The sequence below is a fragment of the Vulcanimicrobium alpinum genome, from assembly GCF_027923555.1.
Lineage (GTDB): Bacteria > Vulcanimicrobiota > Vulcanimicrobiia > Vulcanimicrobiales > Vulcanimicrobiaceae > Vulcanimicrobium > Vulcanimicrobium alpinum.
The window spans coordinates 1,742,963-1,767,352 of the sequence record NZ_AP025523.1 but is presented as its reverse complement, the minus strand read 5'-3'; the positions used below and the strand labels follow the sequence as shown (position 1 = coordinate 1,767,352).

Annotated in this window: 28 protein-coding genes; 21 read left to right on the top strand and 7 right to left on the bottom strand. The window is 68.1% G+C overall.

Annotated elements, in window-relative coordinates; genetic code table 11:
* Nucleotide 1: 1 nt before the first annotated feature.
* Genes WPS_RS09110 through WPS_RS09095 form a run of 4 tightly spaced genes read left to right on the top strand, consistent with a single transcriptional unit; the run spans nt 2 to nt 3,271 of the window.
* Nucleotides 2-910, top strand: coding sequence for a branched-chain amino acid ABC transporter permease (locus tag WPS_RS09110; RefSeq protein WP_405054947.1), 909 nt, complete (start codon nt 2-4; stop codon nt 908-910).
* Nucleotides 907-1,842: a branched-chain amino acid ABC transporter permease gene (locus tag WPS_RS09105; RefSeq protein WP_317994198.1), complete on the top strand. Its 936-nt coding sequence runs from the start codon at nt 907-909 to the stop codon at nt 1,840-1,842. Before WPS_RS09110 ends, WPS_RS09105 begins: the two co-directional genes overlap by 4 nt.
* Before the next feature lie 11 nt (nt 1,843-1,853).
* Nucleotides 1,854-2,738 carry a fumarylacetoacetate hydrolase family protein gene (locus tag WPS_RS09100; protein WP_317994197.1) on the top strand — a complete coding sequence of 295 codons (885 nt, stop codon included), beginning with the start codon at nt 1,854-1,856 and terminating at the stop codon, nt 2,736-2,738.
* A complete protein-coding gene (locus tag WPS_RS09095) occupies nt 2,735-3,271 on the top strand; it encodes a hypothetical protein (RefSeq protein WP_317994196.1) in 537 nt (178 codons plus the stop codon). Before WPS_RS09100 ends, WPS_RS09095 begins: the two co-directional genes overlap by 4 nt.
* Before the next feature lie 25 nt (nt 3,272-3,296).
* Here the strand turns inward: WPS_RS09095 and WPS_RS09090 are convergent, their stop codons facing one another.
* Together WPS_RS09090 and WPS_RS09085 are read right to left on the bottom strand one after the other, a co-directional pair.
* The gene (locus tag WPS_RS09090; RefSeq protein ID WP_317994195.1) at nt 3,297-4,034 is read right to left on the bottom strand and encodes an HpcH/HpaI aldolase family protein; all 738 of its coding nucleotides are present in this window, start codon (nt 4,032-4,034) and stop codon (nt 3,297-3,299) included.
* Between the two features lie 4 nt (nt 4,035-4,038).
* Nucleotides 4,039-4,938 (bottom strand): helix-turn-helix domain-containing protein, encoded by a 900-nt coding sequence (locus WPS_RS09085; protein WP_317994194.1) that lies wholly within the window; start codon nt 4,936-4,938, stop codon nt 4,039-4,041.
* Nucleotides 4,939-5,030: 92 nt separating this feature from the next.
* Here WPS_RS09085 and WPS_RS09080 point away from each other — a divergent pair, with 92 nt between their 5' ends.
* The 4 genes from WPS_RS09080 to WPS_RS09065 are packed head-to-tail and all read left to right on the top strand — an operon-like array spanning nt 5,031 to nt 10,094.
* Nucleotides 5,031-6,122, top strand: a complete 1,092-nt coding sequence (locus WPS_RS09080; protein WP_317994193.1) for a TRAP transporter substrate-binding protein — start codon at nt 5,031-5,033, stop codon at nt 6,120-6,122.
* Nucleotides 6,083-8,068: an alpha-ketoacid dehydrogenase subunit alpha/beta gene (locus WPS_RS09075; RefSeq protein WP_317994192.1), complete on the top strand. Its 1,986-nt coding sequence runs from the start codon at nt 6,083-6,085 to the stop codon at nt 8,066-8,068. The genes WPS_RS09080 and WPS_RS09075 overlap by 40 nt, the downstream gene beginning before the upstream one ends.
* Nucleotides 8,065-8,961 (top strand): beta-keto acid cleavage family enzyme, encoded by an 897-nt coding sequence (locus tag WPS_RS09070; protein WP_317994191.1) that lies wholly within the window; start codon nt 8,065-8,067, stop codon nt 8,959-8,961. Before WPS_RS09075 ends, WPS_RS09070 begins: the two co-directional genes overlap by 4 nt.
* Nucleotides 8,958-10,094 (top strand): dihydrolipoamide acetyltransferase family protein, encoded by a 1,137-nt coding sequence (locus WPS_RS09065; protein ID WP_317994190.1) that lies wholly within the window; start codon nt 8,958-8,960, stop codon nt 10,092-10,094. Before WPS_RS09070 ends, WPS_RS09065 begins: the two co-directional genes overlap by 4 nt.
* 291 nt (nt 10,095-10,385) lie before the next feature.
* Here WPS_RS09065 and WPS_RS09060 read toward each other — a convergent pair whose 3' ends face one another.
* Nucleotides 10,386-11,468, bottom strand: coding sequence for an IS5 family transposase (locus tag WPS_RS09060; protein WP_317994189.1), 1,083 nt, complete (start codon nt 11,466-11,468; stop codon nt 10,386-10,388).
* Here WPS_RS09060 and WPS_RS09055 point away from each other — a divergent pair.
* On the top strand, nt 11,441-11,911 hold the full coding sequence (locus tag WPS_RS09055) for an ester cyclase (RefSeq protein ID WP_317994188.1): 471 nt from the start codon (nt 11,441-11,443) through the stop codon (nt 11,909-11,911). The two genes, WPS_RS09060 and WPS_RS09055, sit on opposite strands and share 28 nt — an antisense overlap.
* Nucleotides 11,912-11,947: 36 nt before the next feature.
* Here the strand turns inward: WPS_RS09055 and WPS_RS09050 are convergent, their stop codons facing one another.
* Together WPS_RS09050 and WPS_RS09045 are read right to left on the bottom strand one after the other, a co-directional pair.
* Entirely contained in the window at nt 11,948-12,640 is a 693-nt protein-coding gene (locus tag WPS_RS09050; RefSeq protein WP_317994187.1) for an ABC transporter ATP-binding protein, read from the bottom strand.
* Nucleotides 12,640-13,392 (bottom strand): ABC transporter ATP-binding protein, encoded by a 753-nt coding sequence (locus WPS_RS09045; protein ID WP_317997478.1) that lies wholly within the window; start codon nt 13,390-13,392, stop codon nt 12,640-12,642. The genes WPS_RS09050 and WPS_RS09045 overlap by 1 nt, the downstream gene beginning before the upstream one ends.
* Before the next feature lie 20 nt (nt 13,393-13,412).
* Between WPS_RS09045 and WPS_RS09040 the strand changes: the two genes are divergently transcribed.
* From WPS_RS09040 to pstS, 3 genes are read left to right on the top strand one after another with little or no spacing between them, the layout of a single operon-like run.
* Complete coding sequence (locus WPS_RS09040) at nt 13,413-14,702, top strand: hydroxyacid-oxoacid transhydrogenase (RefSeq protein WP_317997477.1); 1,290 nt, start codon at nt 13,413-13,415, stop codon at nt 14,700-14,702.
* Nucleotide 14,703: 1 nt separating this feature from the next.
* A complete protein-coding gene (dtd, locus tag WPS_RS09035) occupies nt 14,704-15,144 on the top strand; it encodes a D-aminoacyl-tRNA deacylase (RefSeq protein WP_317997476.1) in 441 nt (146 codons plus the stop codon).
* Between the two features lie 50 nt (nt 15,145-15,194).
* Nucleotides 15,195-16,220: a phosphate ABC transporter substrate-binding protein PstS gene (pstS, locus tag WPS_RS09030; RefSeq protein ID WP_317997475.1), complete on the top strand. Its 1,026-nt coding sequence runs from the start codon at nt 15,195-15,197 to the stop codon at nt 16,218-16,220.
* Between the two features lie 10 nt (nt 16,221-16,230).
* Here the strand turns inward: pstS and hypB are convergent, their stop codons facing one another.
* Together hypB and WPS_RS09020 are read right to left on the bottom strand one after the other, a co-directional pair.
* Nucleotides 16,231-16,911, bottom strand: coding sequence for a hydrogenase nickel incorporation protein HypB (gene hypB, locus WPS_RS09025; RefSeq protein ID WP_317997474.1), 681 nt, complete (start codon nt 16,909-16,911; stop codon nt 16,231-16,233).
* Nucleotides 16,908-17,255 (bottom strand): hydrogenase maturation nickel metallochaperone HypA/HybF, encoded by a 348-nt coding sequence (locus WPS_RS09020; RefSeq protein WP_317997473.1) that lies wholly within the window; start codon nt 17,253-17,255, stop codon nt 16,908-16,910. Before WPS_RS09020 ends, hypB begins: the two co-directional genes overlap by 4 nt.
* Nucleotides 17,256-17,417: 162 nt before the next feature.
* Between WPS_RS09020 and WPS_RS09015 the strand changes: the two genes are divergently transcribed.
* From WPS_RS09015 to WPS_RS08975, 9 genes are read left to right on the top strand one after another with little or no spacing between them, the layout of a single operon-like run.
* On the top strand, nt 17,418-18,443 hold the full coding sequence (locus WPS_RS09015; protein WP_317997472.1) for an NADH-quinone oxidoreductase subunit B family protein: 1,026 nt from the start codon (nt 17,418-17,420) through the stop codon (nt 18,441-18,443).
* A 9-nt stretch (nt 18,444-18,452) separates the two neighbouring features.
* Nucleotides 18,453-20,240 (top strand): nickel-dependent hydrogenase large subunit, encoded by a 1,788-nt coding sequence (locus tag WPS_RS09010; protein ID WP_317997471.1) that lies wholly within the window; start codon nt 18,453-18,455, stop codon nt 20,238-20,240.
* On the top strand, nt 20,233-20,793 hold the full coding sequence (locus tag WPS_RS09005) for a NifU family protein (protein WP_317997470.1): 561 nt from the start codon (nt 20,233-20,235) through the stop codon (nt 20,791-20,793). Before WPS_RS09010 ends, WPS_RS09005 begins: the two co-directional genes overlap by 8 nt.
* Before the next feature lie 4 nt (nt 20,794-20,797).
* Nucleotides 20,798-21,442 carry a DUF5947 family protein gene (locus tag WPS_RS09000; protein ID WP_317997469.1) on the top strand — a complete coding sequence of 215 codons (645 nt, stop codon included), beginning with the start codon at nt 20,798-20,800 and terminating at the stop codon, nt 21,440-21,442.
* Nucleotides 21,439-22,077: a DUF6084 family protein gene (locus WPS_RS08995; RefSeq protein WP_317997468.1), complete on the top strand. Its 639-nt coding sequence runs from the start codon at nt 21,439-21,441 to the stop codon at nt 22,075-22,077. The genes WPS_RS09000 and WPS_RS08995 overlap by 4 nt, the downstream gene beginning before the upstream one ends.
* Entirely contained in the window at nt 22,074-23,399 is a 1,326-nt protein-coding gene (locus WPS_RS08990; protein ID WP_317997467.1) for a hypothetical protein, read from the top strand. Before WPS_RS08995 ends, WPS_RS08990 begins: the two co-directional genes overlap by 4 nt.
* Complete coding sequence (locus WPS_RS08985; RefSeq protein ID WP_317997466.1) at nt 23,396-23,887, top strand: hydrogenase maturation protease; 492 nt, start codon at nt 23,396-23,398, stop codon at nt 23,885-23,887. The genes WPS_RS08990 and WPS_RS08985 overlap by 4 nt, the downstream gene beginning before the upstream one ends.
* Nucleotides 23,887-24,147 (top strand): hypothetical protein, encoded by a 261-nt coding sequence (locus WPS_RS08980; RefSeq protein WP_317997465.1) that lies wholly within the window; start codon nt 23,887-23,889, stop codon nt 24,145-24,147. Before WPS_RS08985 ends, WPS_RS08980 begins: the two co-directional genes overlap by 1 nt.
* Nucleotides 24,125-24,388, top strand: a complete 264-nt coding sequence (locus WPS_RS08975) for a hypothetical protein (RefSeq protein WP_317997464.1) — start codon at nt 24,125-24,127, stop codon at nt 24,386-24,388. The genes WPS_RS08980 and WPS_RS08975 overlap by 23 nt, the downstream gene beginning before the upstream one ends.
* The last annotated feature ends 2 nt before the right edge of the window (nt 24,389-24,390 follow it).

Genomic DNA, 24,390 nt, shown 5'->3' with positions numbered 1-24,390 from the left:
TCTGAGTCCGGACTACCTCCTCACCCAGATCTTCAACGGCCTGGCGAGCGGCGCGTTCTACGCGCTGCTCGCTTTGGGTCTGTCGGTGATCTTCGGGATGCTGCGCGTCGTGAACTTCGCGCACGGCGCGATGTACATGCTGGGCGCGTTTGCCACCTACTACGGCGCGCAGTTCGTCAACGCGCGCGTCGCCGATCCGAACGCCGCGCAAGTCTGGTTCTTCGCCTCGCTGCTGATCGCGCCGGCGGTCGTCGGGCTGTTCGGCATCCTGCTCGAGGTGACGCTGCTGCGCCGCCTCTACGGTCTCGATCCGATCTACAGCCTGCTGCTGACCTTCGCGCTCGTGCTGATCATCGAGGATCTGATGCGGCTCGCCGCCGGTCCGCTCGGCTCGCCGTTCGCGACGCCGCCGGTGCTCGCGGGCGTCACCAACATCGGTTTCACCCTCTATCCGACCTACAAGCTCTTTGTCATCGTGATCTCGCTGATCGTGTGCGCGCTGGCATGGTTCATCGTCGAACGCACGCCGATCGGCGCGCGGATCCGCGCCGCGACCGAGAACCCGGTTCTCGTGCGGGCGCTCGGCATCGACGTGCGCCGGCTGGTGACGATCACGTTCGGCGTCGGGATCGCGCTCGCGGCGCTCGCCGGCGTCCTGAACGCGCCGCAGACCAACGTGCAGCCGAACATGGGCGACACGATCATCATCTATACCTTCGCGATCGTCGTCATCGGCGGTTTGGGATCGATCGTGGGCTCGATCGTCGCCGGGTTCGCGCTCGGACTGCTGCAGACGATCGGCGCGGTCGTGTTCCCGCCGATCTCGACGACGCTGATCTTCATCGTGATGGTGATCGTCATCGTGTTCCGTCCCGCCGGACTCTTCGGCAAACCGGAGTCGGCGCGATGACGATGCTCAGCGGACGTACGCCGGCGATCGTCGCCGGCGTCTTGGTGCTGGTCGCGCTGATCCTCCCGCAAGCGATCTACCCGGTCGTCGCGATCGATCTCGCGGCGTTCGCGCTGTTCGCCGTCTCGCTCGATCTGCTCTTCGGTTTCGTCGGACTGCTCTCGTTCGGGCAGGCGATGTTCTGGGGCGGCGGCGGCTACATCGCCGCGATCGTCCTGACGCGAACCCACGTCGACGCGGCGTTCGCGATCCTCGCAGGCGTGCTCTACGCGCTGATCCTCGCGGCGATCGTCGGCGCGATCGCGGTCCGCCGCGCCGGGATCTATTTCGCGATGATCACGCTCGGCGTCGCGCAGATCCAGTACTTCACCGTCTTCCAGCTCACCGACGTCACCGGCGGCGAGAACGGACTGAACATCGGCCCGCGCGGCACCCTCTTCGGCCTCCCGATCCAGGACGACCGCGTCTACTACTATCTCGCGCTCGCTCTGGTCGTGCTGACGGTGCTCTTCGCGCTGCGGCTCGTGCAGTCGCCGTTCGGGGGCGTGCTGCGGGCGATGCGGGAGAACGAGCAGCGCGCGATCGCGCTCGGGTATCGCGTGAACCGCTACAAGCTCGCGATGTTCACGATCGCCGGCGGGATCGCCGGTCTGGCCGGCGCGCTCTACGCGATCGGCAACCACCTCGCCGGCCTCGACATGGTCGACTGGCACACCTCGGGCGCGGTCGTGATGATGACGGTGCTCGGCGGGATCGGGACGATCTTCGGACCGATCGTCGGCGCCGCGCTCTTCGAGTCGCTCGACTACTTCGTCTCCAAGACGGCGATCGGCGAAGAGACGAATCTGGTGATGGGCTCCGTGTTCGCGCTGTGCGTCCTGTTGTTCCGGCGAGGAATCGTCGGGGAGATCCTGCAAGCGCTTCGACGCTGAGGAGTGAGACGATGCAGTTCGTGACTTTCGAGGGGCCCGGCGGCGAGCGCACGGCGGGTATCGAGGACGGCGGGTTCGTCGTCCCGGCGCGGGCGTTCGGAGCGTACGGCGCCGGCGTGCGCGAATTGATCGGGCTGCCGGAAGCGCATCTCGACGAAATTTTCGCGGCCGCAGCGAACCTGCCGCGGCACCCGCAGGCGATCCCGCTTTCCGAGGTGCATCTCGGGCCGCCGGTCCCCGACCCCGACAAGATCATCTGCCTCGGCCTCAACTACCGCGATCACGCCGAAGAGACCGGGCTCAAGCCGCCGCGCGCGCCGATTCTTTTTCCGAAGTACCGCAACTCGCTGGCGGGCCCGTTCGACGAGATACTCGTGCCGCCGGCGGCGGCCGGGCGGCTCGATTACGAAGCGGAACTCGCGGTCGTGATCGGACGGCGCGCGTCGCGCGTGGCCGAAGCCGACGCGCCGGCGTTCGTCGGTGGCTACGCGGCGTTCAACGATCTGAGCGCGCGCGATCTGCAAATGCTCACCTCGCAATGGGCGGCCGGGAAGGCCGTCGACGGCTTCGCGCCGATGGGCCCGGGGATCGTCCCGGCGCGGTTCGTCGCCGATCCGCAGAATCTGCCGGTGATCGCGCGCGTGAACGGAGGCGAACTCCAGCACGGCAACACGCGCGAGATGATCTTCTCGATCGCCCAGACGATCGCGTTCATCACGAGCTTCATGACGCTCGAGCCCGGCGACATCATCGCGACAGGGACGCCGGCGGGCGTTGGATTTACCCGCACGCCGCCAGTCGCGCTCGGGGACGGCGACGTGGTCGAAATCGAGATCCCCGGCGTCGGGACGATCCGCAACACGATGCGGGTAGCGGCGGCGGTCCCAAGCGCATGATCCGCGCCGCCGCCGCTGCGCTCGCGTTCGTGCTCTGCGCGCAGGACGGTGCGTCGGCGGCGACGCGCGCGCAAGTCGATCGCTGGCTGGCGACATCGAAGGCGATCGCGCATCTGTCACCGCCGTCCGGGACGGTTGCCTCCATGCAGCACAGGCCGTACGTCAGCGTGAGGGGCGTGCTCGGAGCGACCGGCTGGATCGATCCGGGCGACGTGACGGACGGCTATCTCGCCGACGGCGCGCAGCGCGTGATGATGCTGCCGATCGAATCGGGAGGCAGCGGCGGCGTATTCACCGCGCTGCTTTTCACGCAGGTCGACGGCCGTGTGCGCTTCGTCGGAACGCTTCCGAGCGCCGGCGGCCATCTCGACGCGTACCTCGACGGCGGCCGCATCGTCGTGCGCACGCCGGTCTACGCTGCGAGCGATCCGAACTGCTGCCCATCGGCGCAGCACTATCGGCGCGCGACGCTGCACGGCACCACCCTCGTCACCGAAGACGAATGGGACGTCCCGCTCGCAAAACCACGCTGACCCCCACGTCACGCTGAGCCCGCGCTTATCTCCCGGCGTCGGCTCGTACGGTGCGCAGGGCGTTTGCGAGCAGCGAGATGTCCGCCGACACCGCGACGTACCGTGCGCCGCGGCGTGCGAGCTGCACGGCCGTCGCGCCGTTCCAGGTGAACGCCGCTGCCGGAATTCCGCGGGCGCGCGCGACCTCGTGAAGACGGTCGCGCATCGCTTCGATCTCGTCATCCGGCTCGAGCGGCGCGCGCTTTCCGAGCGACACCGCGAGGTCGAAGTGACCGAACCACAGCCAGCCGATCCCATCGACGGCCGCGATCTCGTCGAGCGCGCTGAACGCGGCCTCGTTTTCGATCAGCGGCCCGATCAACGGCGTGCGCGTATCGCGTTCCAGGTCGAGCGGCGTGAAACCGTAACGGTGCATACGCCCGAACGGCGCTGCGCCGCGGCTGCCGCGGGGCTGCCAGGTCGCGGCCGCGACGGCGTCGCGCATCTCCGCGGCCGACGAGATGCCAGGAACGATGACCCCGGCGCAACCCAGATCGAGCGCCGTCGCGATCATCGCCGGATCGTTGGCACGGACGCGGACGTACGCCGGTATTCCGCCGGCCGTCGCGGCGCGCAGCATCGTCAGGAGCGACGCGCCGAACGGGGCCGTGGCCGCGCTGTGTTCCGTGTCGACGACGACGAAGTCGAACCCGGCGAAGCCGACGAGCTCCACGGCGGTCGCGGAATCGAGCAGCGCGAACGTTCCGAGCGCGAAGTCGGACACGCCGCTAGGCTGAGGTTCGGAATCCGTCGAGATCGCGGACGATCGACACGGAGGCCGAGTTTCCGGACGACGATGCGATCGCGGCACGCCCGGTCCGCCACGCCTGCGGCGAGACGCCGCGCGTCCGCACGAAGGCGCGCCGGAACGAGCGAGCGTCATCGTAGCCGACCGCGCAGGCGACGTCTGCGATCGAGATTCCGCCGTCCAGCAGCAATTCTTCCGAGCGGCGCACGCGAAATTCCAGGATCCACTCGCACACCGATCGTCCGGTGTCGCGCCTGAGCAGTTCGGTGAGATACGCCGGCGAAAACGCCAGCGCGTTCGCAACGTCGCGAAGTCCGATCGAACGGTCGATGTTCGCGGTGACGAAGGAAGCGAGCTGCGAGAGCAGCGGGGAACCGGTCCGTTCGACCGTGGACGTCCCCGCGAGGCGTCCCGCATCGACGGCGAGCATCGTGAGCAGTGCGAACACGACGTCGGCGGAGTCACCGTCCGTGCGCCGCAGCTCCGTACGCAGGCGATACAATCGATCGATCCACGCGTTCCGATCGCGGCGCGGGACGGAGATCCGGCCGATCCCGGACTCCGGCTCGACCGGGATCACCCCGGCCAGCCGATCCAGCAGACGTTGCGTCGCCGAGCCGACCGGCGATGCCGCGCCGGACGCGCCGTCAAAGGCGACGCTCCACCACGCGGTTCCTCGGCGGGTGAACGCACGATCGCTGTCCGCGACGCTGCCGGGCGGCACGAAGACCACGTCGCCCGGCGCGAATCGCCGCTCGATCCCGTTCAAGACGACGGCGGTCGTTCCGCGTTCAAAGAAGGCCAGCGTGGCGTAACGCACGCGATGCGGGCCGAGCGTGGCCCACGAGGGTGTCGCGTCGTCGATGTGCACCGCGCTCACCCGAGAGCGAAGCTCCGGGGCGAGGATGGCGGTCGGGACGGCCATTGCCGGTCGCTTCTCCGTCGCGCCCGACTCTCTTTTCGTTCCCGCCGATGGGTCCGCAGGACCGAAATTCGCGTCCGCCCCGGAGACGGCCGCGCTGCGCTAGACTACGGATGCGAGGACACGTCCATCCGGAAGGAGCGAAGGTGTTACGGAGTCGCTTTCTGAGCGGGGCTGCGGCCGCAACCGGGGCCGCAGCCGTTGCCGCCCCTGCCGCCGCGGCGCAGTGGGAATACAAATTCGGTCACGACATGCCCGTGCAGCATCCGCTCCACACGACGATGGTGCGGATGTGGCGAGAGGTCGAGCAGCGGACGGGAGGCCGGCTGCGCGTCGCGGTCTTCCCGCAGAATCAACTCGGTTCCGACAGCGCCGCCCTCAGCCAAATCCGCTCCGGCGCGCTGCAGTTCACCTGCCTCTCGGGCGCCATCATCGCCAGCGTCGTCCCCGTGACGCAGATCGAAAACCTGCCGTTCGCCTTTTCCTCGGGCGATGAAGTCTTCCACGCAATGGACAACGAGCTCGGTGAATACCTGCGCCGCGAGATGGAAGCCAAAGACCTCATCGCGATGCCGCGGATGTACGACCTCGGCCTGCGTCAGGTGACGTCGTCGACCCATCCGATCCGTACAGCCGACGATTTCGCCAACTTCAAGATCCGTACGCCGCCTTCGAAAATTTTCGTGGACGCCTTCAAAGCGCTCGGCGCGAGCCCCACGTCGATTTCATTTAACGAGACCTATGTTGCTCTGCAGACGCACGTCGTCGACGGTCAAGAGACGCCGTACAGCGTCATCGAGACGTCCCGGCTGTACGAAGTGCAGAAGTACTTGAGCGTTACCAACCATTCATGGGCCGGCTGGTGGCTCTTGGCCAACGTCGACGCGTGGCGCTCCCTGCCAAGCGACGTGCAGGACGTCGTCAGGGAAATCAGCGTGAAGTATTCGGCGATCGAACGGCGCGAGACGGCTCTCGCCAACGCTGCACTGGCCGACAAACTGAGCCGCCGCGGGATGATCTTCAACAAGGCCGACACGGCGACGTTCAAAGCCCGGCTTACGGCGTTCTACGCCGACTGGAAAACTGCGTTCGGAACGACCGCGTGGAACTCGCTGCAGAAGGTCACCGGACGACTCGCGTAGCGCCGGAGAACCTGTACGCCGGGCTCTACCGGATACGCCGGTTCGAACAGCGCACCGCGGACTTGTTCCGCGCGGGGGAGGTGAAGGGGACCGCGCATTCGTCGATCGGTCAAGAGGCGATCGCGGTCGGTTTCGGAGCGGCGCTCGATGCGCGTGATTACGTCGTCGGCCACCACCGCAGTCACGGTCACGTCCTCGCGAAGGGCGGTGAACCGAAGCGTATGTTCGCCGAGCTGCTCGGACGTGCGGCCGGATCGTGCGGCGGACTGGGCGGCTCGATGCATATTGCCGATCTCGCGCTCGGCATTCTCGGTTGCAACGGCGTCGTGGGGGCGGGACTCGGCCTGGGCTGCGGCGCTGCGCTGGCCGCGCAGCTTCGCGGCGAGGATCGCGTCACGGTCGTCTTCTTCGGAGACGGTGCGGCGGGCGAGGGAGTGACGCACGAAGCGCTGACGCTTGCCGCGGTATGGTCGTTGCCGGTGCTCTTCGTCTGCGAAAACAATCAGTACGCGCTCACGACCGAGTGGCGGCAGTCCCGGCCGGTGGAACGCATCGCGGCACGCGGCGCCGCCTACGCGATCCCTGCCGAGACGATCGACGGCAACGACGTGGAGGGCGTGCTGGCCCACGCCGTCGCGGCGATCGCGGCGGTGCGGGCCGGCGACGGCCCGCGACTCGTCGAAGCCGTGACCTACCGGCACCTCGAACATTCGATGCGCGCCAACCTGCCGGAGACGCGAGATCTCAACCGTCACGAGCGCGAAGTCGCGGCCGATCCCATCGCACGCTACGAGCGCGCCCTGCTCGAACGCGGCTTCGAGGCCATGCAGCTCGCGAACGTGCGCGCCGCGATCGACGCCGAGATCGACGACGCGATCGCGTGGGCGCGCGTGCAGCCGGAGGCGTCGGCGGACGGGTTGATGCGCGCCGCCTATGCACCGCACGCCGGCAGCTATCCCGACGTGCCGAGCGACGCCGGCCGCCGGCTCTCGCTGGTCGGCGGGGTGCGCGAAGCGCTCGCTCAGGAGATGGAACGCGATCGGGCCGTCGTGCTGATCGGCGAAGATGTCGAGATGGGCGGGATCTTCACGGCATCGCAGGGACTGCGCGATCGCTTCGGTGCCGCACGCGTGCGCAATACGCCCATCGCCGAACTTGGCTTCGCCGATCTCGCCGTCGGTGCGGCGATGACCGGACTTCGTCCGGTCGTCGAGATCCAAATCTTTGATTTCGTGACCCTGGCGATGGACGCGATCGTCAATCAAGCCGCGAAGCTGCGGTTCATGATGGGCGGCACCGCAACCGTCCCGATCGTATTTCGGGGACCGTCGGGCGGCGGCGTCCGGCTCGCCGCGCAGCATTCGCAGTCGCTCGAAGCGTGGTTCGCGCATGTGCCCGGACTCGTCGTCGTCGCGCCGTCGAACGCGCGCGATGCGAAAGGCTTGCTGGCGGCCGCGATCCGCGACGACAACCCGGTCGTGTTCTTGGAGGCGAAGTCGATTCTGTTCGATGAGGGACCGGTCCCCGAAGGCGAGACGGTGATCCCGCTGGGCGTCGCGGAGATCAAACGTGCCGGAAGCGACGTCAGCGTCGTCGCCACCCAAGCGATGGTGCGCCATGCGCTGCGGGCGGCGCAAGAGCTCGCGCGTGAGGGCATCTCCGTCGAAGTCGTCGATCCGCGCACGCTGTATCCGCTCGATATCAAGACGATCCTCGCATCGGCGCGCAAGACCGGACGGGTCGTCGTCGCGCACGAGGCACCGGTCTTCGCCGGGATCGGCGCAGAGATCGCCGCAGCGGTGAACGAAGAGGCGTTCTTCGACCTCGACGCGCCCGTCGCGCGGGTCGGAGCAGCCCATCACCCCGTTCCTTACGCCGACCACCTCGAACGGTCGACGCTGCCGACATGGGAGCGCATCGTCGAGGCGATACGAGGGCTCCCATGACGGATCTTCCGGTGATCATCGAAGTCGCGGTCAACGAAACGGCCTTGCGCGCGAAGCACGGCAACGACCGTATCCCGTACTCACCCCGCGAGATCGTGGAGGACGCGTGCCGCGCGCGCGAGGCCGGAGCGGCGATCCTGCACTGGCACGGCCGCGAACCGGTCAGCGGCGAGCCGCGCAACGACGTCGAGTTGTACCTGGAGGTCATCGAAGGCGTGCGCGCGCGCTGCGATATCCTGATCCATCCGACGCTCGGATACATCACTCAGCACGCCGTCGACGATCGCATCCGGCACATCGTTGCGGCCAATTCGAACCCCGCGACGCGAGTCGATTTCGCGCCGGTCGACTTCGGCTCGCTCAACGTCGACTACTGGGACGTCGAGGCGAAGCGGTGGGAGACGGACGACAAGATCTACCTCAACCCGCGCAAGAACCTCACCGCGGTCCTCGAAGCGCTGCGCGACCACGACGTGCGCACCGATGCCGTCTGCTGGGAAGTCGGCCACATCCGCACCGCCAAGCGGTATCAGGAGATTGGGCTCCTGCGCGATCCGTTCTGGCTGCTGGTGTTTACCGGTGCGCGCATGCCGACCGGCGCATCGCAGACGCTGCCGGGCCTGCTCGCGATGCTCGCCGAACTCGATCCTGACGAACCGTGGTTCGTGTGCAACTGGAACGGCGACGTGCTGCCGGCGGCCGCGTGGGCGATCACGCTCGGCGGCCACGTGCGCTGCGGCTTGGGCGACTGGCAGTACGTCGAGCGCGGATCGCCCGACAACGCGCAGGTCGTCGACTGGGTCGCATCGATTGCGCGGGCGGTCGGACGGCCGATCGCGACGCCGGACGATGCGCGCGCCATTCTGCGGCTTCCGGCGCCGGTCGTAACGTGACCGAACGCGTCGCGCTCCCCCAATTCGGCGATGCGCCGGCGGAGACGACGATCGGCCGCTGGCTGGTGCGTCCCGGCGACCGCGTCGACGTCGACGACGTGCTGTGCGAAGTGCAGACGGAGAAGATCGCCGCTGAGGTCCATGCGACGGTCGCGGGCGTCGTGCGCGAGCTTCTCGCCGCCGAAGGGAGTGTCGTGCTCAGCGGTTCGCCGATCTGCGCGATCGAGCGCGAAGCCGACGAGGCCGTCGAGCCGCACGGCGCAACCGGGGGCGGCGCAGGCGACGTCGGCGCGCGTGACGCTTCGGCGGCCGCCGGTGCGCAGGACGGGCGCGCACTGCTCTCACCGGTCGTGCGGCGGCTCGTGCGCGAGACCGGCATACCGCTCGAGGCGATTCCCGGTTCGGGCCCGCGCGGCCGCGTCACTCGCGACGACGTGCTGCGCGCGGCGGCGGAGAGCCGCAACGCCCGAACCGAACGTTTGACGCCCGCACGCGCGGCCACCGCACAGCGCATGACCCGCTCGTGGCGGACGGCGCCGCACGTCTTCTCGGCGATCGACGTCGACTTCGAGGCCGTCGCGGTAAGGAAGAAGGCGTCACCCGAGCGGACGACGTGGCTTGCGTACGTCGCGGCGGCCGTGGTCGAGGCGCTGCGCGCCGTCCCCGACGTGAACGCATCGATCGACGACGAAGCGCGCACGCGCACGATCCACGACGCGGTCCATCTTGCAATTTCCGTCGACGTCCCCGGCCGCGGGCTGTTCGCGCCGGTGATCCGTCATGCCGAGCGCCTCGGCGTGACTGGTCTAGCGCACGCGATCGCCGACGTCGCAGTGCGCGCCCGCGCGGGAGCGCTGCGTACAGGCGAGCTCGACGGCTCGACGTTCACGATCACCAATCCCGGAATCTACGGCTCGCTGTTCACCGCGCCGATCATCAACCCGCCGAACGTCGCGATCCTGGCGACCGACGCGGTCGAGCCCCGCGTCGTCGCTCGCGGCAATGCGATCGAAGTCCGGCTTCGCGCGAACCTCTCGATGAGCTGGGACCACCGTGCCATGGACGGTTCGACGGCGATGCGCTTCCTGCGACAGGTCAAGGAGACGCTCGAAGCACCGGAACGCGCTGCCTGACGCAGGGGCTGCAAAAGCGGCCGGTGACCCGCAGGGAGCGGCTCGACGCGCCTCGGAAACGCGCGCCGTGGATGCGGACCAAGGTGCGCGCAATCGGGCGCTGATACGCGGGCTCGTTGACGACGTGTGGATCGCGCGAGATCTCGACGCACTAGCAGCCCCGTGAAAAAATCGGCGCGTGGTTCGCGAACTGCCCGTTCAGCACGGTTTTCGGGAGGTCGGCGGACCCCTCGAAGCCCGTTGCCGAGCGGTTCATCTCGAAAACGCCCCTCGGGTCAGCATCACTTCGCATCATGTCGCGGCCCTCAGATTGCGTATCCTGATCAAGTTGTACGCCGCGGCCGTCCAGCGCACAATGTCGCCGACCAGATCAAGCCCGCGGAAATGCACCTTGCGCAATCGGCCGATCGTCTTGCCCCACCCGAAGCTCTCCTCGATCAACTTGCGCCTGCGTTGACTCACCGTGTAGCCCGGATGGCGGACGGTTCGGCGGTCGATCGCGCTGCGGCGACGGGTCGTATTTTGAGCAACGTGCGGCGTCACGTTGAGCGCTCGCAACGCCTCGACAAAGTCTTTGGTATCGTACGCCTTGTCGGCGCCGAGCGTGATTCGGTTGCTTCCGCTGACCCCGCGAATCAATTCCAGCGCTGCTTCGCGTTCGGCGATCCCGGTCGCGCGAGTGGTCTTCACGCCGACGATCAAGCCGTTGCGATTCTCCATCAGAGCATGTCCGAGATAGCCGAGAATCGCCGGCGCGCCGCTGCTCTTGCGGTACAACCGCGCGTCCGGATCGGTACTCGAGACGTGCGTCTCGTTGCTGCGCGGCCGGCCACGAAAGTTCACGCCCTCGTTGCGACCGCCGCTCGAGGTCGGCGGTTCGTCGTCCGACTTGGGCCGAAAGCTCTTGTGGCTGGCCCACGCCTCGATTAGCGTCCCATCGACGGTGAAATGCTCGTTCGAGAGCAGTTCGTCGGCACGCGCCCGCTCGACCACGGCGGCGAAGAACCGCTCGGAGATTTCGCCATTCAAGAACCGATCGCGGTTCTTGCTGAACGTCGAGGGGTCCCAGATCTTGTCGTCCATGCTCAAGCCCACGAACCAACGAAAGAGCAAATTGTAACGCAACTGCTCCAGCAGCATCGGCTCGCTGCGGATCGAGTAGAACATTTGCAACAGCAAGGCTCGCAGCAGCTTCTCCGGCGCGATCGATGGCCGGCCCCGTCGGGAGTAGAGCTTGGAAAACTCCGGCGAGAGTTCGCGCAGAATTTCGTTGACCATCACGCGCATCGGGCGCAACGGATGATCGCCGGGCACGGTGTCTTCCGGCTGCAACGTCGTCCAAACGGATGCACGCTGCTCATCATGAGTCCGCATCGGCCGCAACCTCACCAAGGTATGAGGAGACTTGCTCTTATAATACGCGAAAAACGCCGTCACGCCAACATCAACTCGGCCGATTTTTCATCGGCCTGCTAGAGCGGTACTGGACACCCGACGCGCGCAACCACGCAGCGCCGCCCGGGACGCCCGCCACGGCGGACGCGCTGCGCGCGTACCATGCCGGCTTCTTCGAAGCGCTGCGTGCATTCGACGACGTGCGCATCGCGATCGAACGCCAGGTCGCTGAGGGCGATCTCGTCGCCACGCAGATCGTGCTGACCGCGACGCATGCCGGCGAATTCGCCGGCATCGCCGCAACGAGCAGGCGCGTTACCCTCGCATCGATGCGCTTCGACCGGCTCGGCGGTGGGCGGATCGTGGAGCATTGGTCGGTCGCGGACATGGCCGGGCTGATCGAACAGCTGTCGGCACCCTGAGCTGCTCGCGACGAGCCCGTCCCGGATCGCTCCGCCTCAGACGCCGAGCAGGTCCAGCAGTTCTTTTTCGCGGGCGATGACTTCGGCGTTTTCTAGGGTCTGGACGACGGTGCCGTGGTCGACGATGTGGTGGCGGTCGGCGACGCCGGTCGCGAAGCGCACGTTCTGCTCGACGAGCAGGATCGTGATGCCGTCGGATTTCATCTCGCGGATCAGTTCGCCGATCCGCTCCACGATCACGGGCGCGAGACCTTCGGTCGGTTCGTCGAGCAAAATCGTCCGCGCGCCGGTGCGCAGGATGCGCGCGATCGCGAGCATCTGCTGCTCGCCGCCGGAGAGCGTCGTCCCGCCGGCGTTCGCGCGCTCTTTGAGGTTCGGAAACGCGTCGAAGATGCGTTCCACCGGCCACGCGCTCGGGCCGACGACCGGAAGCAGGGTGAGATTCTCGTAGACGCTGAGCGTCGAGAGGATCCCGCGTTCTTCGGGGACGTAGCCCAGGCCCAGCCGCGCGATCCGATCCGACGGCCGCCCGATCAGCGAGACGCCGTCGAGCACGATCTCGCCGCTGCGCGGCGGAAGAATCCCGGTGATCGCGCGCAGCGTCGTCGTCTTCCCGACGCCGTTGCGGCCGACGAGCGTCGCCACCTCGCCGGAATCGACGGTGAGCGTCATCCCGTGGAGGATGTGCGATTCGCCGTAGTAGGCGTGAACGTCGCGCAGCGCGAGCATCAGTGGTGTCCTCCGCCGAGGTATGCAGTCACGACGCGCTCGTCGTTGCGGACGTCGTCATAGGTTCCTTCGACCAGCACGCGGCCGCGCTGCATCACCGTCACGCGATCGCAGAGGTCGGCGACGACGCGCAGGTTGTGCTCGACCAGCACGATCGTGCGCCCGGGCGCGATCCGCTTCACCAGGCCGACGGTGCGCTCGATGTCCTCCACGCCCATCCCCGCCGTCGGCTCGTCGAGCAGCAGCACCGCGGGATCCTGCGAGAGCGCGATCGCGAGTTCGAGCGAGCGTTTATGCCCGTACGGCAGGTTCACGGCGAGCAATTCGCGTTCGGCGTCGAGCCCGACCGCGTCGAGCGCGGCGCGCGCGGGATCGTCGAGCACCGCGGTCACGCGCGGAGAGGCGAGAAGCCGGCGCGAGAGTTCGGTGCGCGCCTGCAGGGCGATCTTCACGTTGTCCAAGACCGTCAGATGCGGGAAGACGCTGTTGATCTGAAAGCTGCGCACCATCCCCATCCGGGCGATCGCGGCCGGATCGAGATTGGCGATCTCGGTGCCGCGGAAGCGGACGCTCCCGGCAGTCGCCGGCGCGAACCCCGAGAGGACGTTGAAGAACGTCGTCTTTCCCGCACCGTTGGGGCCGATGATCGCGTGGACCGCGTTCTCCGCGACCTCGATCGAGACGCCGTCGAGCGCGCGGAATCCGGCGTAGACTTTGGCGACGTCGCGCGCCTGAAGGATCGGTTCGGCCACGGGTGGGACTTCCGCATGACATGCAGCCCGCCCCGCACGATCACGAAACCATCCTCGAGGTCGAAGCGCCCCGCGTCAAGTTCGGGCGCGGCGCGATCGCCGAGGTCGGCGCCGAGGCGGCGGCGATGGGGGTTCGGCGCGCCGCGCTCTTCACCGATCCGCACGTCGCCCGGCTCGAGCTCACCGAGCGCGCACGCCGCTCGCTGCGCGACGCCGGCGTCGACGTCGCCGAGTACGACGGCGTTCGGATCGAACCGACCGACGCATCGTTCCGCGACGCCGCCGCCTTCGCCGCCGACGCGAAGGTCGACGGGTACGTCTCGATCGGCGGCGGTTCGGCGATCGATACGGCGAAGGCGGCGAACCTCTACGCCACCTATCCGGCGCCGTTCGAACGGTATGTCAACGCGCCGCTCGGCGAGGGTGCGCCGGTCCCCGGCCCGCTGCGGCCGCATATCGCGTGCCCGACGACGTCGGGGACCGGGAGTGAGTGCACCGGGATCGCGATCTTCGATTTCACGGCGCACGACGTGAAGACCGGGATCGCGTCGCGACGTCTGCGTCCGGTGCTCGGGATCGTCGACCCCGACGCGACGCGCACGCTGCCCTCGGAGGTGGTTGCGTGCAGCGGCTTCGACGTGCTCGCGCACGCGCTCGAGTCCTACACGGCGAAACCCTACACGCGGCGGCCGCGGCCGGCGACGCCGCTCGCACGCCCGCTTTCGCAGGGCGCGAACCCGTACAGCGATCTTGCGTGCGTCGAAGCGCTGCGACTGCTGGGAGTGCATTTGGTGCGCGCGGTCGAGGACGCACACGACGACGAGGCGCGCGAAGCGGTGATGTACGCGGCGACGCTCGCGGGCATCGGCTTCGGCAACGCCGGCGTGCACGTCCCGCACGGGATGGCGTACGCCGTCGCCGGGCTCGTCCACGACTTCGTCCCCGCCGGCTACGACGCCGACCACGCGATGGTGCCGCACGGGATGTCGGTGATCGTGAGCGCCCCCGCCGTCGCGCGCTTCACCGCGCCGACGGCGCCCGACCATCACCGGCGCGTCGCGGTGCTGCTCGGCGCGTCGACGTCGCTCCACGCGAACGACGCCGGCGACGCGCTCGCCGATGCGCTCGCCGGCCTCATGCGCGCGACCCGGATGCCGAGCGGCCTGCGCGCGCTCGGCTACGGCGACGACGACGTCCCGGCGCTGGTCGACGGCGCGTTCGCGCAGCAGCGTCTGCTCGCCAACGCACCGCGCGCGGTCGGCCGCGAGGAACTCACCGCCCTCTTCACCGCTGCCGCCGCGTACTGGTAGCGTGCGCGCGGTCGTGCAGCGCGTCACCCGCGCGTCGGTCGATGTCGGCGGCGCGCGGATCGCGGCGATCGGACGCGGCCTGCTGGTCTTCGTCGGCGTCGCGGTGAGCGACGGCGAGGCCGAAGCCGACGCGCTCGCCCGCAAGATCGCCGGACTCCGCGTCTTCGACGACGCCGCCGGCGCGATGAACCTGGGGGCCACGGAGATCGGCGCGTCGGTGCTCGTCGTCTCCCAGTTCACCCTGCTCGGCGACGTGCGGCGCGGACGCCGTCCGTCGTTCGTCGAGGCGGCGCGCGGCGAACAGGCGGAACGCCTGTACGAGCGCGTCGTCGCGGGGCTGCGCGCGGTCCCGCTGCTGGTCGCGACCGGACGTTTCGGCGCCGAGATGGCGGTCGAACTCGTTAACGACGGGCCGGTCACGATCCTGATAAGCATCCCTTAAGCCCGAGTGCGCAGAATCGAGCCGCCGCGTCCCGTTCAGGAGTCGTCTCGTTGCGCCTGCGGATCGTTCTCGCCGTCGTCTTTGCCGCCGCCGTTCCGTTTGCGGCGAGCGCCCGCGTCGCGCTGCAGGAAACCGGCTCGACCCTGCTCTTCTCGGTGATGAACACCTGGGTCGCGACGTACGGACGCATCGCGCCCGACGTCGACGTGTCGACGGAGGCGACCGGTTCGGGTGCAGGGATCAGTGCCGCGGAGAACGGCTCGGCGCACATCGGCGCCTCCGACGCGTACCTTCAAGGCGACGCGCAGGCGCGCGGCGATCTGCTGCAGATTCCGCTGGCGATCTCGGGCCAGTTCATCGCCTACCAGCTGCCCGGGGTGGGCACGCTACGGCTGACGGCGCCGCTGCTCGGGGAGATCTACGCCGGCAAGCTCACGCGCTGGAACGATCCGCGGATCGCCGCGCTCAATCCAGGTGCGCCACTGCCCGACGCCCGCATCGTCCCGCTGCACCGCAGCGATCGCTCCGGTGATACGTTCCTGTTCACGTCGTTTCTCGGCGCGGCCGCGCCGCGCGAATGGACGCTCGTCCCCGCGACTGCGATCGCGTGGCCGCCGATTGCGAACGCGCAGACCGCGCGCGGGAACCGCGAACTCCTCGACCTGCTGCGCAACACCCGCTACGGGATCGCGTACATCGGGATCAGCCTCCTCGCGCAGGCGCAGAACGAAGGCGTCGGCGTCGCGGCCTTGCGCAACCGCGACGGTGCGTTCGTCGAACCAGGGATCGAGGGCCTGGCGGCGGCGACGCGCTCGCTGCAGGCCGAGAAGGACGCGCGCATCACGCTGATCGACGAGCCCGGCCCCAAGACGTATCCGATCGTCAACGTCGAGTACGCGGTCGTGCGGAAGAAGCAGAGCGACGCCGCGACCGCGCAGGCGCTGCGCGCGTTCTTGGATTGGATCGTCGATCCGAGCGGCGGCAACGCGCACGACCTGCTCGATCCGGTCCACTTCGTCGCGCTCCCCGACGAGGTGCGCGCGCTCAGCCGCGCGGAGATCGCCGCGCTGCGCTGACGTCCCGGCGCTAGACGCGTGCGGGCGCGCGGGATTTCGCCGCGATGCGCGTTTCGAGTGTGCGGATCCAGGCGTCGAACCCGGCGCCTGTGCGCGCAGAGAGTTCGACGATCTCGATCTGCGGGTTGACCGCCCGCATGCTCGCGTGCGCCGCCGCGGCGTCGAACCCGACCGCATCAGCGACGTCGATCTTGGTGACCGCGGCGACCTGCGAGGTGCTGAACGCGAGCGGATACTTCAGCGGCTTGTCTTCACCCTCGGTGACCGAGAACAGCACGACTCGCAGGTCCTCGCCGAGATCGTATTCCGCCGGACAGATCAGGTTGCCGACGTTCTCAATGAAGAACGCATCGAGCCGACCGGGCTCCCAGTCCCTCAGCGCGCGCGAGATCATCTCGGCGTCGAGCCGGCATTCCGCGGCGGTCGTGATCTGCCGAACGGGCGCGCCCGATCGCGCGAGGCGCCGGGCGTCGTTGTCGGTCGCCTGATCGCCGACCAGCGCGGCGACGCGATACCGCTGCGCCAGCCGGTGCAGCGTCGCCTCCAACAGCGTCGTCTTCCCCGACCCCGGGCTCGAGAGCAGGTTGACGACGAGCGTACCGGAGATTGCGAAGCGTTCACGCAGTCGCGCCGCGATGTCGTCGTTCTTGATGAGGATCTTGCGTTCGATGTCGACGAGCCGCAGCGTCATTCGGGAACCTCCATCGCAACGAGTTCGAGTTCGCGTCCGGAACGTATCGTCGGCGAGACGCTGCCGCAGCGCGGACAGACGAGTCCGTGGCCCGGGGCCGGGCGCACGTCCGCTTGGCATCGTTCGCACGCAACGACAAGCGGCATGAGCTCGACGTGCAGCGTGCTGCCCGCAGCAAGCGTTCCGTCGGCGGCGAGTTCCCACGAGAACGACAACGCATCAGGAGCGATTCCTGTGAGCGCGCCGACGCGCACGTGCACCGCAGAAACGCGCGCAATCCCTTGCGGGATGGCGATTTCCGTGAGTCCGTCGAGGAGCGTGAGTGCGACGGAGAGTTCGTGCATGGGAGAATGCCTCGCGTCCGTGGAGCATACGAAATTCCACCGGGCGAGCGCAATCCGCGGCCGAAAAGAATTCTCGGTAGCGGTTCTTGACTTTTGTCGAATGCGGAGGCTATCGTCAGTATCAGGCGCGTGCGATGCGCGCCCGAAGAGTTGGTTCGGCCGATGAGCGACACCCTAGTCAACGTTCTGTGGATTCCCGCCGGATTGAGCTGCGACGGTGATTCCGTCGCCCTGACGTCGGCGATGCAGCCCTCGATCGAAGAGATCGCGCTGGGTGCGCTCCCCGGGCTGCCGAACGTACGGTTCCACTGGCCGCTGATCGAGTACAGTCTCGGCGGCGCGGAGTTTCTCGACGCGTTCTTCAAAGCGGGCCGCGGCGAACTCGATCCGTTCGTTCTCGTGGTCGAAGGCTCGATCGCGAATGAGTCGATTAAAAAGGAAGGCTACTTCACCGGCTTCGGCAACAAGCCCGGCACCGATCAGCCGATGACGTTCAGCGACTGGATCGATCTGCTCGCGCCCAAAGCGTGGGCGGTGCTCGCAGTCGGCACGTGCGCGACGTACGGCGGCATCCACGCGATGGCCGGCAATCCGACCGGAGCGATGGGGATCCTCGATTATCTGGGCTGGGAATGGAAGTCGAGCGCGGGAGTCCCGATCGTCTGCGTTCCCGGCTGTCCGATCCATCCCGACAATCTCTCCGAGACGATCTTGTATCTGCTGTGGCAGGCGAACGGGAAAGCGCCGATGATCCCGCTCGACGAAGCAGGCCGGCCGCAGTGGCTGTTCGGCAGCACGGTGCACGAAGGGTGCGATCGCGGCGGTTACTACGAACAGGGCGACTTCGCGACCGAATACGACTCGCCGAAGTGCCTGGTGAAACTCGGCTGCTGGGGTCCGGCCGTCAAGTGCAACGTCCCCAAACGCGGCTGGACCGGCGGCGTCGGCGGCTGTCCGAACGTCGGCGGAATCTGCATCGGCTGCACGATGCCGGGCTTCCCCGACAAGTTCATGCCGTTCATGGACGAGCCGCCCGGTGCGAAGCTCTCCACCAACCTCATCGGCGTCTACGGCAACGCGATTCGCACGCTGCGCGGCTTCACCCAAAGCACGCTCGACAAAGAACCGAAGTGGCGCCACAAGGGTCGTGAACTGACCACCGGGTACCGCACGCCCCGCTCGTACTAGGAGACGCCGATGGCGATCAAAGACCTGGCCGGCGCGTCGACGGGCGCGCCTCAGTCACGACTCGTCGAGATGTCGTGGGATCCGATCACGCGTATCGTCGGGAGCCTCGGCATCTACACGAAGATCGATTTCAACGAACGCCGCGTTGCGGAATGTCATTCGACCTCGTCGATCTTCCGCGGCTACAGCATCTTCATGAAAGGCAAAGATCCGCGGGACGCGCACTTCATCACGTCGCGCATCTGCGGGATCTGCGGCGACAACCACGCCGTCTGCTCGGTGTACACGCAGAACATGGCGTTCGGCGTGCGTCCGCCGGCGATGGGCGAGTGGATCATGAACCTCGGCGAAGCCGCCGAGTACATGTTCGACCACAACATCTTCCAGGAAAACCTCGTCGGCGTGGACTTCTGCGAGCAGATGGTCCGTGAGACGAACCCGTCGGTCTGGGAGAAGGCGAAGTCGACCCCGGCTCCGCACGGCGACATCCACGGCTACAAGACGATCGCCGACATCATGACGGCGCTCAACCCGTTCGCCGGCGATTTCTACCGCCAGGCACTCCAGATCAGCCGATACACGCGCGAGATGTTCTGCCTGATGGAAGGACGTCACGTTCATCCCTCGACGCTTTACGCCGGCGGCGTCGGGACCGTCGCGACGTCGCAGCTCTTCACGGATTACTACGCGCGTCTGATGCGTTACGTCGAGTACATGAAAGTCTGCGTACCGCTGCACGACGACCTCTTCGACTTCATGTATCAGGCGCTGCCGGGCTACGAGCACGTCGGCGAGCGGCGGATCCTGCTCGGCTGCTGGGGTGCGTTCCAGGATCCCGACTATTGCGATTTCACCTATCGCAACATGACGAACTGGGGCCGCAAGATGTTCGTCACCCCGGGCGTCGTCGTCGACGGCAAGCTGGTCACGACCGACTTGGTGGAGATCAACCTCGGGATCCGCATCCTGCTTGGAAGTTCGTACTACGACGACTGGCAGAACGAAGAGACGTTCGTCGCCAAAGATCCGCTCGGCAATCACGTCGATCGCCGGCATCCGTGGAACATGCACACGCTGCCGACGCCGAAGAAGCGCGACTTCAACAGTCAATACTCGTGGGTCATGTCGCCGCGCTGGTTCGACGGCAAGGATCATCTCGCGCTCGACACCGGCGGCGGCGCGCTCGCGCGGCTGTGGGCGACGGCGCTGGCCGGACTCGTCGACATCGGGTACGTCAAGGCGACCGGGAACAGCGTGCAGATCAACCTGCCCAAGAGCGCGCTCAGCGGTCCGGTCAGCTTCGAGTGGAAGACGCCGAAGTGGTCGAACGCGATCGAACGCGACCGCGCGCGCACCTACTTCCAGGCCTACTCCGCCGCGGCGGCGCTGCACTTCCTAGACAAGGCGATGGAGGAACTGCACGCCGGCCGCACGCGGTCTTGGGAACCGTTCACGGTCCCCGACGAAGGCTTCGGCTGCGGCTTCACCGAGGCGGTGCGCGGCGTGCTTTCGCACCACATGGTGATCCGCGACGGCAAGATCGCCAACTATCATCCGTGGCCGCCGACGCCTTGGAACGGCAACCCGCGCGACGTCTACGGCACCCCGGGACCGTACGAAGACGCCGTGCAAGGGACGCCGATCTTCGAAGAAAACGGCCCCGACAACTTCAAAGGCATCGACATCATGCGCGCGGTGCGGAGCTTCGATCCGTGCCTGCCGTGCGGCGTGCACATCTATCTCGGCGAGGGCCGCACGCTCGAAACCGTGCACTCGCCGGTGGCGCCCTTTGGCTGACGAGGCGCAGGAACTCGCGACGAAGATCGAGGCGCTGCTCGCAGGCTTCGCCTCGATCTCCACGCCCTGGCAGGCGCGCGAACGCGGCGAAGAGCTGGCGCGCACCATGGTCACTTTCTACGGCAGCGGTCTCGAGCGCATCCTCGACATCGTATACGACGGCACCGGCGACCAAGCCGACGCGCTCTTCGCAAAGCTTACGGCGGACCCGCTCGTCGAAGGCTTGCTGTGCCTGCACGGACTGCACCCGATCCCGGTCGACGAACGGGTCCAGCATGCGCTCGACGCCGTTCGTCCGTATCTCAAATCGCACGAGGGCGGGATTGAAATCGCCGGGATCGACGACGGCGTGGTGCTCATCGAACTGCAAGGCTCGTGCGACGGCTGTCCGTCCTCGACGCTCACCGTCAAGCAGGCGGTCGAGCGCGCGATCCTCGAGCGCGTCCCGGAGATTCGCGAGGTGCGCGCCGTGCCGGCGCGGCGCGAGCAGCAGCCCGAGCGCGCGTGTTTCGACATCGACCTGATCGCCGCACCCGCCGCGGCGCTGCGGTAGCGGAGTGGACGGCAACAGTGGCGCCGGCTTCGCGGCGCTTGCGAACGTGCTGCGGAAACGGCCGGCCGTTGCGCCGGGCGAGCGATGCGATTTTTGCGGCGAGCCGGTGCAGCCGGAGCACGCGCATCTGGTCGATCTGCACGCGCGCCGCATCATGTGTGCGTGCCGTCCGTGCGCGCTCGTCTTCGAGCCGCAGGGCGCCGCGCGGGGGCGTTATAAGCCGATCCCTACGCGCTACGCCGAGGTCACCGGGCTCGCGCTCGACGACGCAGCGTGGGACGCGCTGCAGATCCCGATCGAACTCGCGTTTTTCTTCCGCAACTCGGCCGAGGACCGCACCGTCGCGTGCTATCCCGGACCGGCCGGTGCGACCGAGTCCCAGCTCCCGCTCGCGACCTGGGACGCGCTGGCGGGGAGCGATCCGCTCGTCGCGACAGTCGAGTCCGACGTCGAAGCGATCGTCGTGCAGCGCCGCCGCGCGGGGCCGGCGCGCTGCTACCTGGTGCCGATCGACGCGGCCTACCAACTGGTCGGGATGCTGCGCCTGGCGTGGCGGGGTTTCGACGGCGGCGACGAGGCGCGCGCGCAGATCGAACGCTGGTTCGCAGCGCTGGCCGAGCGCAGCCGCGGCCTCGCGGCACCCCGATGAGCGCGCTCGCGTTCGCGGTCGAGGGCGCGCGCGGTGAACCGTACGCGGCCGCGCCGACGATCGTGCTCGACGTGCGCGTCACCGAGTCCACGGGGACCCCGATCGCCGCGATCGCCCTGCGCACGCAGGTTCGGCTCGAACCGCAGCGGCGCCGATACGACGGCGGCGAATCGGTGCGGCTGGAGGAGCTCTTCGGCGAGCCGCGGCGCTACGGTGAGACGCTCCGCTCGATGCTGTGGATGCACGTCGCGAGCACCGTCACGGCATTCCGCGAAGCGACGACGTTCACGCTTCCGCTCACGGCAAGTTACGACTTCGACGTCGCCGCGAACAAATACCTGAGCGGCCTGGCCGGCGGGGTGATCCCGCTGGCGCTGCATTTCAGCGGGATGGTTTTCGTCGAGCACGCCGGCGGCGTGAGCACCGAAATGGTCCCGTGGGCGTGCGAGGCGGCGTACGCGCTCCCGGTGAGCGTGTGGCGCGACGCGGTCGACGCGTGCTTCCCGAACGCCGCGTGGCTGCGCGTGCAGCGCGAGCTGTTCGACGACCTGCGCGAGTTCCGCAGCGCACAGCGGCTCACGAGTTGGGATGCGACGCTCGCGCGTCTGCTCGCACTAGCGAAGGTCGAACGATGACGCCGCGCGCGGGAACCGAGAACCCGTTCGCGGCGGCGCTGGCGGTCGCGAACGCCGTGCTGTACGAGGGCTATCTGCTCTATCCGTACACGGCCTCCGCGGCGAAGAACCGCATCCGCTGGCAGTTTGGGGTCGTCGTTCCGGAGGCGTACGCCGCGGCAGGCAACGGCGAGCCGTGCGAACAGCAGACCGACGTGCTGCTCGACGGCAGCGACGCCGTCGTCACGGTGCTGTTGCGCTTTCTCCAGGTTGAGGCGCGCCGTGTCGAGATCGTCCAGGCCGACGGATCGTTCGCGCCCGTTGCGGAAGCCGCGATCGCCGGCCGCCGGTACGTCAGCTTCGACGAAGGCGTCGAGCGCGAGCTGTCGGCCGCGATCCCGGCCGCCGCGGGGACGCTGCGCATCCCGCTCGCCGTCTGCGGCGGCAGCGACGTCGAAGTCCTGCGCGACGGCGACGGCACGCTGCGCGGACGGATCGTACGCGAGCGCTGGGCGCTGCACGGCGAACTGACCCTGACCCGCGACACCGCCGGCCCGTACACGCTCGTGCGCGTGCAGGTGCGCAACCGCTCCGCCGTCGTCGCCGGCGAGCGCAGCTCCGCGCTGCGCACCGCGTTGGTGTCGACGCACGTGCTGCTCGCGGCCGAGGGCGGCCGCTTTCTCTCGACCCTCGATCCGCCGGCGGACGCGGTTGCCGAGGCCGCGGCGCTGCAGCAGAAGCACGCGTGGCCCGTGCTCGTCGGCGACCCCGGCGACGATCCGCTGCGCGCGCCGCTCGTGCTCGCATCGCCGATCATTCTCTACGATTTTCCAGAGGTCGCCGCGCAGACGAGCCACGACGCCTTCGACGGCACCGAGATCGACGAACTGCTCACGCTCAGCGTCCTGAGCCTTTCGGACGATGAACGCGACGAAGCGCGCGCCACCGACCCGCGCGCCCGCGCGATCGTCGAGCGTGCCGAGCGCTTCGGAGCGCAGGACGTCGCGCGCCTGCACGGGGGCGCGCTGGTGCGCGGCGGCGACGATCCGTTCGCCGCGATCGACGTTCGGGCCATCGACTGCTTCTTCGTCGACGGCGTCAAGGTGACCAGAGGGATGCACGTGCGCCTGCGGCCCAACCGCCGCGCCGACGTGTGGGATACGTTCCTCGCCGGCAAGACGGCGACGGTACGCAAGATCCACCAGGACCTCGAAGGCAACATGTACGCGGCGGTCACGGTCGACGACGATCCGGCGAGCGATCTGCACGAATGGTACGGCCGCTCGCTGTTTTTCTCGCCCGACGAGATCGACGTGCTCCCGGCGGCGGAACCGCCGCGATGACCATCCTGGTTGCGGGCGTCGGCAACATCTTTTTCGGCGACGACGGGGTCGGCCCGGCCGTCGCCGCGGCGCTCGCGCAGGAGGCGACGGACGACGTGCGGATCGTCGATGCGGGGATCGCCGGGATTCACCTCGCGTACGACCTCACGGCGGGCTGCGATCGCGTGCTGATCGTCGATGCGGTGCGCCGCGACGAGCCGCCCGGTACGCTGGTGCTCCTGGAGCCGCCGGACGCAGCGGCAGCCGGTTCGCCCGATCCGCACGGGATGGAGCTGCATGCGACGTTTGCGTACGCCCGTGCGCTGGGCGGCGAGCTTCCGCCGATCGCGATTCTCGGCATCGTGCCGGAGAACGTCGACGAAGGGATCGGCTTGTCGCGCGCGGTCGCCGCGGCGATCGCGCCGGCGTGCACGATGGTGCGGCGGATTCTGCACGACTGGCAAACCCGTGGCGCCGCTTGCGGCGCGCGCGAGAAGGAGACGGTATGATGCGGGGACTGGTGCTCGGCGGCGTCGCGTTCGGCGTCGTGTACTTTCTGGAGCGGCAATTCGAAAAGTTCGCCAGCGATATCGCGCGCTACGACCGGCTACGCGCAATGTCCGGCGATCCCCCCTTTCTGCGCGAAGGGCTCAATCAAGCGATCGGGATAATCACGAGCTTCGGCGCTGCGCGCAGCGAAAAGGCGATCGGTATGCTCCAGGGCCTGCAAGACGACGTGGTCCGGTATGCAAGAATCAAAAGTATGTAGCCGCTACGCCGTCCTCCCGGCGGCGTCGTCGCTGACTTTCGAGGCGAAGAGCAGCCTCCACGCCGTTCGCGGCGCCGCGACGGACTTCTCGGGATTCATCACGGCCGTGTGGAACGACGACGGCACGCTCGTCATCGCGCCGCCGCCGGCGATGCACGTCGAGTTCTCGCCTGGGCGGGCGCGCACGTACGAAGTTCCGCAGGTCTCTGTGCGCATCAATTTCAGCGCGGGCGCGACGTAACG

What these genes read in the sequence shown, in the direction of transcription:
- WPS_RS09095 (WP_317994196.1), top strand. Translation starts at nt 2,735, where the DNA reads ATGATCCGCGCCGCCGCCGCTGCGCTCGCGTTCGTGCTCTGCGCGCAG.
- WPS_RS08980 (WP_317997465.1), top strand. Translation starts at nt 23,887, where the DNA reads ATGCGGGGACTGGTGCTCGGCGGCGTCGCGTTCGGCGTCGTGTACTTT.
- WPS_RS09055 (WP_317994188.1), top strand. Translation starts at nt 11,441, where the DNA reads ATGCACGCTGCTCATCATGAGTCCGCATCGGCCGCAACCTCACCAAGG.
- WPS_RS09060 (WP_317994189.1), bottom strand. Translation starts at nt 11,468, where the DNA reads ATGCGGACTCATGATGAGCAGCGTGCATCCGTTTGGACGACGTTGCAG.
- WPS_RS09080 (WP_317994193.1), top strand. Translation starts at nt 5,031, where the DNA reads ATGGGTCCGCAGGACCGAAATTCGCGTCCGCCCCGGAGACGGCCGCGC.
- WPS_RS09015 (WP_317997472.1), top strand. Translation starts at nt 17,418, where the DNA reads ATGAGCGACACCCTAGTCAACGTTCTGTGGATTCCCGCCGGATTGAGC.
- WPS_RS09020 (WP_317997473.1), bottom strand. Translation starts at nt 17,255, where the DNA reads ATGCACGAACTCTCCGTCGCACTCACGCTCCTCGACGGACTCACGGAA.
- WPS_RS08975 (WP_317997464.1), top strand. Translation starts at nt 24,125, where the DNA reads ATGCAAGAATCAAAAGTATGTAGCCGCTACGCCGTCCTCCCGGCGGCG.
- WPS_RS09010 (WP_317997471.1), top strand. Translation starts at nt 18,453, where the DNA reads ATGGCGATCAAAGACCTGGCCGGCGCGTCGACGGGCGCGCCTCAGTCA.
- WPS_RS09100 (WP_317994197.1), top strand. Translation starts at nt 1,854, where the DNA reads ATGCAGTTCGTGACTTTCGAGGGGCCCGGCGGCGAGCGCACGGCGGGT.
- WPS_RS08995 (WP_317997468.1), top strand. Translation starts at nt 21,439, where the DNA reads ATGAGCGCGCTCGCGTTCGCGGTCGAGGGCGCGCGCGGTGAACCGTAC.
- WPS_RS09070 (WP_317994191.1), top strand. Translation starts at nt 8,065, where the DNA reads ATGACGGATCTTCCGGTGATCATCGAAGTCGCGGTCAACGAAACGGCC.
- WPS_RS08985 (WP_317997466.1), top strand. Translation starts at nt 23,396, where the DNA reads ATGACCATCCTGGTTGCGGGCGTCGGCAACATCTTTTTCGGCGACGAC.
- WPS_RS09040 (WP_317997477.1), top strand. Translation starts at nt 13,413, where the DNA reads ATGCAGCCCGCCCCGCACGATCACGAAACCATCCTCGAGGTCGAAGCG.
- hypB (WP_317997474.1), bottom strand. Translation starts at nt 16,911, where the DNA reads ATGACGCTGCGGCTCGTCGACATCGAACGCAAGATCCTCATCAAGAAC.
- WPS_RS09105 (WP_317994198.1), top strand. Translation starts at nt 907, where the DNA reads ATGACGATGCTCAGCGGACGTACGCCGGCGATCGTCGCCGGCGTCTTG.
- WPS_RS08990 (WP_317997467.1), top strand. Translation starts at nt 22,074, where the DNA reads ATGACGCCGCGCGCGGGAACCGAGAACCCGTTCGCGGCGGCGCTGGCG.
- WPS_RS09050 (WP_317994187.1), bottom strand. Translation starts at nt 12,640, where the DNA reads ATGCTCGCGCTGCGCGACGTTCACGCCTACTACGGCGAATCGCACATC.